Source organism: Jeotgalibacillus alimentarius (assembly GCF_000829445.1).
Taxonomy (GTDB): Bacteria; Bacillota; Bacilli; order Bacillales; family Jeotgalibacillaceae; genus Jeotgalibacillus; species Jeotgalibacillus alimentarius.
On the sequence record NZ_JXRQ01000017.1, the window covers coordinates 214,816 to 226,360 of the forward strand.

The 11,545-nt window shown below is 40.7% G+C and carries 9 protein-coding genes and 1 pseudogene; 7 read left to right on the forward strand and 3 right to left on the reverse strand.

Annotated features, from left to right (window positions below):
* Positions 1–70 precede the first annotated feature (70 nt).
* The gene (locus KP77_RS08250) at positions 71–727 is read right to left on the reverse strand and encodes a GNAT family N-acetyltransferase (protein WP_041122236.1); all 657 of its coding nucleotides are present in this window, start codon (positions 725–727) and stop codon (positions 71–73) included.
* A gap of 91 nt (positions 728–818) precedes the next feature.
* Here KP77_RS08250 and KP77_RS08255 point away from each other — a divergent pair, with 91 nt between their 5' ends.
* Positions 819–1,682 (forward strand): NAD(P)-dependent oxidoreductase, encoded by an 864-nt coding sequence (locus tag KP77_RS08255; RefSeq protein ID WP_268747459.1) that lies wholly within the window; start codon positions 819–821, stop codon positions 1,680–1,682.
* A 39-nt stretch (positions 1,683–1,721) separates the two neighbouring features.
* Here the strand turns inward: KP77_RS08255 and KP77_RS08260 are convergent, their stop codons facing one another.
* Positions 1,722–2,864 (reverse strand): aminotransferase class I/II-fold pyridoxal phosphate-dependent enzyme, encoded by a 1,143-nt coding sequence (locus KP77_RS08260; RefSeq protein WP_041122523.1) that lies wholly within the window; start codon positions 2,862–2,864, stop codon positions 1,722–1,724.
* Between the two features lie 148 nt (positions 2,865–3,012).
* On the opposite strand from KP77_RS08260, the gene corA reads away from it, so the two are divergent.
* From corA to KP77_RS08280, 4 genes and pseudogenes are all read left to right on the forward strand, one after another.
* Entirely contained in the window at positions 3,013–4,014 is a 1,002-nt protein-coding gene (gene corA / locus KP77_RS08265) for a magnesium/cobalt transporter CorA (RefSeq protein ID WP_041122237.1), read from the forward strand.
* A gap of 274 nt (positions 4,015–4,288) precedes the next feature.
* Positions 4,289–5,593, forward strand: a pseudogene (locus tag KP77_RS08270) (MFS transporter).
* Between the two features lie 109 nt (positions 5,594–5,702).
* Positions 5,703–6,152, forward strand: coding sequence for a TlpA family protein disulfide reductase (locus KP77_RS08275; RefSeq protein WP_041122238.1), 450 nt, complete (start codon positions 5,703–5,705; stop codon positions 6,150–6,152).
* A 155-nt stretch (positions 6,153–6,307) separates the two neighbouring features.
* Positions 6,308–7,213, forward strand: coding sequence for a chemotaxis protein (locus KP77_RS08280; RefSeq protein ID WP_041122239.1), 906 nt, complete (start codon positions 6,308–6,310; stop codon positions 7,211–7,213).
* A gap of 97 nt (positions 7,214–7,310) precedes the next feature.
* On the opposite strand, the gene KP77_RS08285 is transcribed toward KP77_RS08280, so the two are convergent.
* On the reverse strand, positions 7,311–7,751 hold the full coding sequence (locus KP77_RS08285; protein ID WP_041122240.1) for a YkyB family protein: 441 nt from the start codon (positions 7,749–7,751) through the stop codon (positions 7,311–7,313).
* A gap of 79 nt (positions 7,752–7,830) precedes the next feature.
* Here KP77_RS08285 and KP77_RS08290 point away from each other — a divergent pair, with 79 nt between their 5' ends.
* Together KP77_RS08290 and KP77_RS08295 are read left to right on the forward strand one after the other, a co-directional pair.
* Complete coding sequence (locus KP77_RS08290; RefSeq protein WP_041122524.1) at positions 7,831–9,372, forward strand: Ppx/GppA family phosphatase; 1,542 nt, start codon at positions 7,831–7,833, stop codon at positions 9,370–9,372.
* Between the two features lie 11 nt (positions 9,373–9,383).
* Positions 9,384–11,465, forward strand: a complete 2,082-nt coding sequence (locus KP77_RS08295) for an RNA degradosome polyphosphate kinase (protein ID WP_041122241.1) — start codon at positions 9,384–9,386, stop codon at positions 11,463–11,465.
* The last annotated feature ends 80 nt before the right edge of the window (positions 11,466–11,545 follow it).

Genomic DNA, 11,545 nt, shown 5'->3' on the forward strand with positions numbered 1-11,545 from the left:
AGTACAAGCATACTTTTTCATTCTGATTTCCCTTTTTTGAACCGGATTCCCCCCATAATCCGGTTCTTTTTTATGTTTTAAAGGGGTTATTCCACGTCATCAGTACCGCACAATCAGCTGAGTCTTCATCTTCAAGGTAATTTCTCATCAATTTCTCCGGGATCCGTCCGGCCTTCATCAAAAATGTGACGACTGGATCTGTAAGTTCACCACTCACAATTCTTTTAAAATATTCCTCCGGTGTCATATTATCCCTGAACGCTTTGTAGCCAGGCATTCTGCTGCCACCCGCAAGTTTTTCGACTCCAAGAAAAACAACCGTTTCATACATCGCTCTCATGAGTTCTTTTCCAAGCCCAAGGCCCCTGTAGTCAGGATTCATACAAATATCAACGATGTACAATACATTACCGTCCGGTTCGTGATTTGTAATATAACCATCAGAAGTAATTTGCTCCCATGTATGCTGTTCCCCTGCATAGTTCGTTCTGAGCGCAGTGATTGAACCGGCAATCTGCCCGTCCACGAGAATACAGAGTGCACCTTCAGGAAACCTGGTAATGTGTTCATTCAGCTGCAGATGATTCCATAAAAGATCTGAAGGAAATGGAGGAGGAAAAGCTTTTCTCTGCAGCTCAATTAACTGTTCAAAATCTTCTTCCCGATAGTTTCTAACCGTTACGCTATACCTTTTTTCATTCTTAAAAATAAAAAGATCTTTTTTCATAACAGCCTCCTTTTTGCTAATCTTATCAACAGGAGATATCGTTTGCAATTTTCAAAAAGTAAGTCACAATCAAAGAAAAGGAGTGATTGATTTGAATATCGGGTTTATCGGTACAGGGGTAATGGGGAAGTCAATTGTTACACACTTACAAAAGGAGCATACAGTTCACCTATTCACACGTACGAAGGAAAAAGCAGAGGCATTGTTAAGTAATGGGGCTATATGGGAAGAGTCACCTGCTGCAGTAGCTGAAAAATGTTCAATTATGTTTTCAATGGTTGGTTATCCGGAAGATGTGGAAGCTATTTATAAGGGAGAAGAAGGTGTTTTCCAGACAGCTTCTGAAGGGTCAGTCTGTATTGACCTGACAACTTCAAAGCCTGAGCTTGCTGAAAAGCTCTATCAGGAAGGAAAATTAAAAGGCATACATATGATTGATGCACCTGTATCAGGTGGAGACACCGGAGCGAAAGAGGGAATATTATCGATTATGGCTGGCGGGGATGAAGAAGTTTTTGAAAAAATCGTTCCTGTTTTACAGACTTTTGGTGCAAATATTGTCTATCATGGGAAGTCAGGAAGCGGGCAGCATGCAAAAATGAGTAATCAGATTGTAATCGGTTCAACGATGACCGGTGTTTGTGAAGCGTTAACGTATGCAATTAAAGCCGGACTCGATCCTGAAAAAGTGCTTGCAAGCATTTCGAAGGGAGCAGCAGGCAGCTGGAGTTTAAGTCATCTGGCACCACGTATGTTAAAAGAAGATTTTGAACCTGGATTTTATATTCATCATTTTATTAAAGACTTAAAAATTGCGCTTGATGAGGCAAACAAAATGGGGTTATCTCTGCCGGGACTTGAACTGGCGTTACATTCATATGAGCAGGCAAAATCTGAAGGGTTGGCAGATAAGGGAACACAGGCACTGTATAAAGTATATGCAAAACAGATTTAGTGCCTGTGCGGGGCCGGGATATAGCGATCCCGGCTTTTATTAAGGTTTCAATACATGATTTAAGTAATGTTCAATTCTGTTAAATGCTTCAGTCAGCTGAGCTTCTGAGCAGGCATATGAAATTCTGACATACCCCTCGCCTTCTGCACCAAAAGCTGTTCCCGGTACAACGCCCACTTTTGCATGCTTTGCAAGATTAAGTGCGAACTGTTCAGCTGATTCATCAACAGGGATTCCTGCCAAGAAATAAAATGCTCCATCCGGTTTCACTACATCAAACCCCAGCTCACGCAGACGTTCCTCAGTAAGCGCCCTTCTTTTTTTGTATGCTTCTTTCATAGGAAGTGCGTCATCTTTTCCAAATGTATAAGCTGCCAGTGCAGCGCGCTGTGAAATAGAGGGGGCACATGAAACAGTATACTGATGGACTTTCAGACATTGTTCAGCAAACACTGATGGAGCCATCAATACTCCGATTCGCCAACCGGTCATTGAATGTGATTTTGAAAGTCCGTTGATGATGATCGTTCTGTCGCGTGCCATTGTTCCAATCGATGTATGAATGTCATCATAGGTTAGCTCACTATATATTTCATCAGCAATGATGGTGAGATTATACTTTTCTGCAAGTAAAGCGATCTCCTGCAGTTCTGTATGATTCAGGCTTATACCGGTAGGGTTAGAAGGATACGGCAGTATGATTGCCGCTGTTTTTTTACTGATAACCGGCTCAATACATGATGCAGTTAATTTAAAGCCATTATGCGTTGTATCAATATAAACCGGGGCTGCCCCGCATTGCTGAATGACAGGTGTATAGCCGGGATATACGGGAGCGGGGAGAATCACTTCCTGACCAGGTGATAAGATGGTTCTCAGTGCTGTATCAATGGCCTGAGAGGCCCCGTTGGTCACAATGATTTCATCCTCAGGCCGGTAATGTAATCCGTATTTTTCCTGCATATACACGGAGATTGCGGTTCTCAGTTCCGGAATGCCCGCATTGTGGGTATAACTGGTAAAATTCTGATCGATTGCCTGCTTGGCAGCTTCCTTAATATGATCCGGAGTAGGGAAATCAGGCTGTCCAATTGTCAGTGAAATCATGCCATCAATATGCTGGATCTGATTAAAAAACTTACGGATGCCTGAGATTTCAATATTTTTTACTGCTTCATTCATCACATATTCACGTCCTTCAGGTATTAGCTTATGACAGCTATTGTACCTTAAAAAGCGGTGCGATTGAAATTTGTAATGAGTAAGTTGATTAAACAGTCATGTTTCAGGATAAATAACAGTTATGAAAGATACGAAGGAGGTGGCTCATATGATCAGAGTGATGGGCATGACGACCGTCGGACAGATTAAGGAGTTCGATTCAATAAAAGATGCAAGGAAAGCTAAGCTTCACTGGATGTGGACAGATTTTTCAAAACCTTCTGAGCGAGAAGGGAAAGAACTGTCAAAAACCTTTTCGTTTCACCCGCTTGCAATTGAAGACTGTGTGGAAAAAGGCTACCAGCGTCCAAAATTTGATAGCTATCATCAATATATATTTCTGGTCCTTCATCATTTAACGAAAGATACATATGAAGCTGAGGAAATTGATGTATTCGTAAATGAAAAAATGATCGTTACCTGGCATTACGATCAGCTGAAAATGGTTGATGAGATCTGGCAAAGAATGCTGTCAGGTGATGCTGCACGTGAAGAGCAGAATCCGATAGGACTGCTGCATTCAATACTTGATATCACAGTAGATGAATATTTTCCTCACGTGTATGGTATTGAAGATGTGCTGAACAGTATTGAAGAACGAACAGATGAAAATTCGTCTCATGATCTGATGGACAGACTGTTTGATGTGAGGCACGATATGCAGAAGCTGAGAAGATCTTTGGTACCGACGAGGGATTTACTGTACCGTCTCTTAAATGGTTCGAACGTGGGACTTACAAGAGATCAGCAGCTGTACTTTTCAGATGTATATGACCATGTGATTAAACTGACTGAAATGCTTGATTCCTACCGTGAATTTTCATCAGATATCCGTGATAACTATATCTCTGTCAGTTCAGACAAGATGAATAATATTATGATGACGCTGACCGTTATTACCACGATCTTTATGCCGCTGTCATTTTTAGCCGGACTTTACGGGATGAATTTTGTCTATATACCTGAACTTGAATTCGAGTACGGATACTTTGTCCTGCTAGGCGTCATGTCAGTAATCGCCATCGTTATGTTTATTATCTTCCGCAAAGTTGGCTGGCTGCAATTCTCCAGATCAAAGAAAAAGAAAAGGCGCAGAATTTTTAAAAGGTAGTAAATCTGAAACAGAAGACTCTATATCGTTTTCGCATAAGGAGAATCCTTTTAACTGTCCATGTGGCTGAGACAATTTTTTGTCTCAGCCTTTATTTTATGTCTATATTAAAGCTCAATATTGTTTAGTACAGCTGGTGATTCTCGCTGAAGCGGAAATCACCAGCCAACTTTGACAGAACTAATTTTATATTAATTTCCTGTAAATTCTACTTAGAATAAAGGGTTTTATCACATGCGTATGGAAAGAGTGGGAAAGAAATGGAGGAATGATGATGAACCGGACGGACCATACGCCCCGCTCAGGAATGAAGCTTTTCTTTACGCTGCCGATATTATCATGGGCACTTTATGACTTTGCCAATACAATTTTTTCTTCAAATATTAATACCGTGTTTTTCCCATTTTATCTGGATGCACAACTTGGCGGAAGCGTTGAGATGGAACAGGTAGCGAGTACTTTTATCTCTTATGCAAATGCATTTGCGAGCTTTTTACTCGTCATTTTTTCCCCATTGTACGGTGTCTGGATAGATCGTACGGGACAGAAGAAGAAGTATATTGTCTGGCTTGCATCTCTTTCTATAGCCGCTACTTTTCTGATGGGGATATTCGCTGTCACAACCGTGCAGGGAGAGTGGCTGAATCTGCCGGTCAATTTATTTTTTGTGATTATTGCATTTGTTGTGGCAAAGTTTTTCTTTAACAGCAGTCTTGTTTTTTACGATACAATGCTGAGTGATTTAGGGACAAAAGAAGAAATACCGCTGATTTAAGGGTTTGGGGTTGCGGTTGGGTATCTTGGCACAATTGTTGGACTCTCTGTCTATTTGTTTGTGCAGGAAGGAAATCCTGAGCAGGCTTTTATCCCGACAGCCGTTATGTATTTACTATTCTCACTGCCGTTATTTTTCTTTTTAAAGGATACACCTGCAAAGAAAACGGAGAAAGAACATTTCCTTACAGGTTACAAGGAGATCTACCGCACATTTAAGGACATGCGCAATTATAAAAATACATTTACCTTTATGCTTTCTTATTTCTTTTTAAATGATGCAATTGCGACGACGATTGCGATTATGGCCATTTACGCCACTGCTGTCGTCGGTTTTACGAGTGGACAGTTTATCATTCTTTATCTCGGTTCAACGATATTTGCCATTATAGGATCCTTTATATTCGGTTATATTACTAAAAAGACAGGTGCAAAGGTTGGTGTGATGCTTGTATCAATCATATTAATTACGGCTCTGACCATCGCTGCACTTGCTACAGAGCAGTGGATGTTCTGGATAGCAGGCGCACTGATCGGTGTAGCTCTCGGCTCCATGTGGGTCACTTCACGTACATTAATCATTGACCTGACTCCTTATGAAAAAAGAGGGCAATTTTTCGGGTTATTTGCTTTTTCAGGAAAAGTTTCCTCCATAATCGGCCCGGCAGTTTACGGTACGATTACGCTGAACCTGAGGGAGTACGGGGAGCTGGCAAGCAGAATCGCACTGTCATCGCTCATCGTGATGGCAGTAATCGGCATGATTCTGCTGATAAAAGTGAAGCAGCCTGTTGCTGAGACTTGACTCAAAGTGTTGTCATTTCTATAATGGAAATTGTGTTTTTTATAATAATTTTAATTAAGGATGAAACCCGTACTGCGATGGGTTCAGTTAGATGCAGGAGGAATTGAACATGAAACTAAGAGCACCAATGCCTGAACTTGATGGCGCTGTTAAATGGTTAAACGGTGAAGTGAACAGAGAAGAGCTTGTAGGTGATAAACCGACACTGATACATTTCTGGTCAGTAAGCTGTCATTTATGTAAGGAAGCAATGCCTGATATTAATGAACTGCGTGATGAATATGAAGATAACCTGAACGTTGTAGCTGTTCATATGCCTAGATCTGAGGATGATCTTGATATGGATGTGATTGAACAGGTAGCACAGGGACACGATATCTCTCAGCCGATTTACGTAGACAGTGAACACAAACTGACAGAAGCATTCGAAAATCAGTATGTACCGGCATATTACGTTTTTGATAAAGAAGGCCAGCTCAGACACTCTCAGGCAGGCGGCAGTGGCATGAAAATGCTGCGTAAGCGACTGAACAGAGTACTTGATACAGAAGAAAAGTAATTGCATATTCAATAACAGCTTCCTTTACCCGATATAAGAGGTGAAGGAAGCTTTTTTATTACAATTGATGAAAATCAGTTATTGCCTTTATACAACTGGAGCGGAAGTCGCCCATATTACAGGTAATGTAATTTGATGTCTAAGGAGAGAGAAAAATGGCAGATCAAAATGGAATCTTGCTTGAGAGTGGTACAAATGAGCTTGAAATTGTTGAATTTGAAGTGAATGGAAGTAAATATGGTATTAATGTTATTAAAGTGAAAGAAATCATTCAACCGGCAGCAGTTATACCGATTCCGCATTCACACCCTTACATAAACGGAATTATTCAGCTTAGGGGAGAAGTACTTCCGGTTATTGATATGAGACAGGTACTTGGCAGGCAGCCGGGAGAAAAGAGCGCCCAGGAAAAATACATTGTGTCAGAGTTTAATCAGCAAAAGGTTGTATTTCACGTAGATAACGTATCGATGATCCACAGAGTATCGTGGGACCAGATTGAAAAGCCGTCAGATATGTATCAGAACACAGATACAAAAGTCATTGGCGTGATTAAACGAAATGATGAGATGCTTCTGCTGCTTGACTTTGAGAGTATCATCCTTGAAATTAACCCTGAATCAGGGATAAACGTTGGAATGGTTAAAAAGCTTGGTAAGAGAGAACGTTCTGTTAAAAAGCTTGTTGTAGCTGAAGATTCACCTCTTCTGCGTCAGCTGCTGTCTGATACGCTGAAAGAAGCGGGGTATGAGGATGCCGAGTTTTTTGAAAACGGTAAAGATGCACTTAGCTATCTGGAGTCTTTAGCTGATTCAGGTGTGCCGGTTGAACAAAAAGTACAGCTGGTAATCACTGATATCGAAATGCCCCAGATGGACGGGCATCATCTGACAAGAAGAATAAAAGAACACCAGGTTCTTGGTAAACTGCCTGTTGTAATCTTTTCTTCCTTAATTACAGATGACCTCAAACATAAAGGGAATCAGGTTGGCGCTGATGATCAGATCAGTAAGCCTGAAATTAACCAGTTGATTAATTCAATCGACACACTGATTATCTGATTACCTCTGGCAGACTTCAAAAAAACCGGCGCAGTGTTAAAACTTTTAACTGCGCCGGTTTTTTTCATATGGAAGTAAGGGAAGATATAACTGACAGCTATTCTCCAAGCCGTTTGAAGACGGGACGCTGATATTGCTGTCTTTGAGGAGTCTTCTTTTCAGGTTCTGCCTTTAGTCCTGTATATGACTGTAAGATAGATTTTGCTTCTCGCAGGTTCATTCTTGTTTTAGGGTTTCTGACACTGTCTGAAAGCTTACCGAGATGCGGGAGATCTTTGAAGTCATTTTTCTGGGGAGGTATATGGAACATATAGCTGCCGCATTCAACGAGTAAATCAGAACGTTGCTGGCTGAGTCCCGGGTTTCTGGAATACTGAAGTCCAACTTTTTTTGCTTTTCCTTCTTTAAGCATTTTTTCAATTGCTGCTTTTTTGATCTGATACAGAAATTTTGAATCCGGAGCTGTTTTAGCATGTTTATTAATTGTGAAAATTGCCTGTGCAATTTTCTCCGGGGAATGTTCTGCGGGTTCATTCATATTGTCACACACCTTTTCTATTATTTGGACAAGTATACCGCAACTGATGGGAAATATAAAGATGGAGAGTGATTTCAGGATGAAGAATAAAACTGCAGTGATCGATATCGGTTCAAACACAATCCGGCTCGTTCTTTATGAATATGATCCGGAAAAAGGAATGAAGGAAGTTGAAAATATTAAAACTGTAGCCCGTTTAAAATCTTACCTTGATCAAGATCAGAGGCTGACTGAAGAAGGGGCAGTTATTCTTGAAGAAGCGCTGCTGGCATTTAAAGAGATCATATCCTTTCATGAGGTGAAGGATATACGTGCCGCAGCGACCGCAGCTGTGCGTCAGGCAGTTAATAGCGATGAAATCGTACTGCATATGAAAGAGAAAACCGGGATCAGTATTAAGATTCTGTCTGAAGAAGAGGAAGCCTATTTTGGATATCTTGCTGTTGTCCATTCAACACCGGTTATGTCAGCAGTGACAATCGATATTGGCGGGGGAAGTACTGAAGTTACCTACTATGAACACAAGCAGCTTCAGCATTCTCACAGCTTTCCATTTGGGGCTGTGTCGCTAAAAAATGATTTCATGGCAGGGGATCAACTGACAAAAGCTGAGAGAAAAAAGCTGATTCAATTCATCAGAGATTCATTTCAAAGCCTCAACTGGCTTCCCGGCAGGAATGTTCCGATTGTTGCAATTGGAGGAAGTGCGCGTAATATTGCACAGATTCATCAGCAGAATACTCATTATCCGATTGCTGGCGTTCATCAGTACTGGATGAGTGGGAAGGATCTTGAACAAGTGAATGATCAGCTGGTCAATATGGATAAAGATGAGCTTGAGAAGCTGGATGGTTTATCAAGTGACCGGACGGATATTATTGCTCCGACGTCCCAGGTTTTCTGTGAGCTGTATGAGATTGTTGATGCAACCGGCTTTATGTTCAGCAGAAAAGGATTGCGGGACGGGATTGTCTTTAAGGAGCTGATGAAAAAGTATGCTGCTCCTCTTGATAAAGAAAGAGTATTTGCAGCCAGTATGAATGAACTGGCATTTGATTATGCGATTGAAAGACCGGAAGCTGAGCATATGATCTCTCTCGCAACAGAAATCTATACACATTTAGGTGCACTTGGTGAGGTTGAATTAACTGAAAAAGGACTGCAGCTGATTAAAAGAGCGGCATTTTTATATTACCTGGGTGATTACATTGATTCTGATTCAAGCAGTCAGCATACTTTTTATATCATTGCGAACCGGTCGATAGATGGTGTTCTACATAAAGACCGGATTGCCCTGGCTCTTGCAGCCTCTTTCAAAAGCAAGTCGATGCTGCAGCAGTTTTTAGAACCCTTTGACGGCTGGTTCAGCGAGGAAGAGATTCAGGAAATCAGATGTATTGGTGCAATTGTTAAGCTTTCATACAGCCTGAATGGATCAAAGAGAAATTTGATCAGCCAGCTTGAGATCAGAAAAAAAGGTGATGAACTGCAGCTGAGTGTTTTTGCAGAGGGGCGTACACTCGCTGAAGAGTATCAGGCGGGAAAACAGAAAAAACATCTGGAAAAAACGCTTAAGAAATCAATCAGGCTTAAATTTATTCCGATTACACAGGAAGTATAGGAGAGATCAGTATGGGACATTCAGATAAGAAATTCAGTAAGCCCGAATATTATAATAATCGTGAACTCAGCTGGCTCGCATTTAATCAGAGGGTCCTTGAAGAGTCCTCTGATCTAACGAACCCTCTGCTTGAACGGCTGAAGTTTCTGGCGATATTCAGTTCAAATCTTGATGAATTCTTTATGGTGCGTGTTGCAGGTTTGAAAGATCAGGTGAAGGCGAATTTTACAAAGCCTGAAAATAAAGCGGGCCTGACACCAAAACAGCAGCTCAGTGCGATATCTGATCATACTCACCGCCTTGTAAAACAGCAGTACGAAGCGTTGACTAATCTTCAGAGTAAATTAAAGGCTGAGAGTGTTGAATTCAAAGAAATTGATACCCTCACTTCAAAACAACACAGTTTTATCGAAAATTTTTTCAAAGAGCAGGTATTTCCTGTATTAACGCCTCTTGCGGTTGATGCCTATCGCCCATTTCCTATCTTACTCAATAAAAGCCTTAATATCATCGTAGAACTATCAGGCAAACATGAAGATCAAAAAGTGGCTATTGTACAGGTGCCATCAGTGCTGCCAAGGTATATCAGACTGCCTTCTGTGACTGGACATGAATATGTCTTACTTGAACAGGTAATCAGACACTTTCTGAACCGGCTGTTTATTGGATATAAGGTAACTTCCAGTTTGTTGTTCAGAATCACAAGAAATGCCGATTTAACGATACATGAAGAAGGCGCACGGGATCTTTTACTGGAAATAGAAAAAGAATTGAAGAAAAGAAAATGGGGCGCAGCTGTTAGGCTCGAAATTGAAGATACTGACGCTTATGATAAATTTCTGCCGATGCTGATGGAGGAGCTTGAAGTGGAGGAAATTGATCTGTATACCATTACGGGGCCGCTGGATCTTACTTTTTTATTCAGCTTTACTTCAACGTTATCAAAGGATAAGGATCATCTTGTATTCCAGTCCTTTATTCCGCAGCCCCCGGCAGACCTTCAGCCCGGAGAAAATATATTTGAAAAAGCGTTGAGACAGGATTTGTTTTTTCATCACCCGTATGAGTCATTTAATCCAATTGTGGATTTTGTAGATGAAGCAGCAGATGACCCTGATGTATTAGCGATTAAACAGACACTCTACAGAGTGAGTGGCGGATCACCGATTATACGAGCGCTGAAAAAAGCAGCTGAAAACGGTAAACAGGTGACTGTATTAGTAGAACTGAAAGCAAGGTTTGATGAAGAGAATAATGTACAGTGGGCTAAAGAGCTTGAAATGGCCGGCTGCCATGTGATTTATGGAATGACATTCCTGAAAACCCACAGTAAAATCACATTGGTTGTCAGGAAAAAGAATAACAAAATTGAAAGATTTGTTCATCTCGGGACAGGAAATTATAATGATCAGACTGCAAAAATCTATACGGATATGGGTATCATTACAACGAAAAGAAAATTCGGGACAGATGCCACAAACTTTTTTAATTATCTGAGTGGCTATACTGAGAAACCATCCTATCACCACCTGATCGTTGCGCCGTATTCGATCAGAGATTCCTTTATAACGCTGATCGATAAAGAAATTACTTTTCATAAAAAGCATAAAAATGGGCATATTATTGCCAAAATGAATTCACTGACTGATAAGCCTTTAATCATGAAGTTTTATGAAGCATCTGCAGCAGGAGTGAAAGTGGATCTGATCATCAGAGGTATCTGCTGCCTGCGTCCAGGTTTAGAGGGTGTGAGTGAAAATATCCATGTCAGAAGTATTGTGGGGCGTTTTCTCGAACACAGCAGAATTTATTATTTCTATCACAATGGAGAAGAAAAGTGCATGCTCTCTTCTGCAGATATGATGACCCGTAATATGGATAAACGGATTGAGCTATTATTTCCTGTAACTGAAGCATCTCATAAAAACAGAATTAAAAATATTCTCGATCTGCAGCTTTCAGACAATATGAAAGCAAGGGTACAGAATAGCGAAGGCGTATATGCTCATGTGGAGAAAAAAGATCAGCGGCAGATTAATACACAGGCAATCTGTCTTGAAGAGGCATATAGAATCAGTGAAGGTGAAGAGTAGTGAGTATATATAACTAATGTAAAGTAATCCTAAAGTTTCATAAAGTGATTGACATAAAAATTAAAGTTTGGAATGATTAA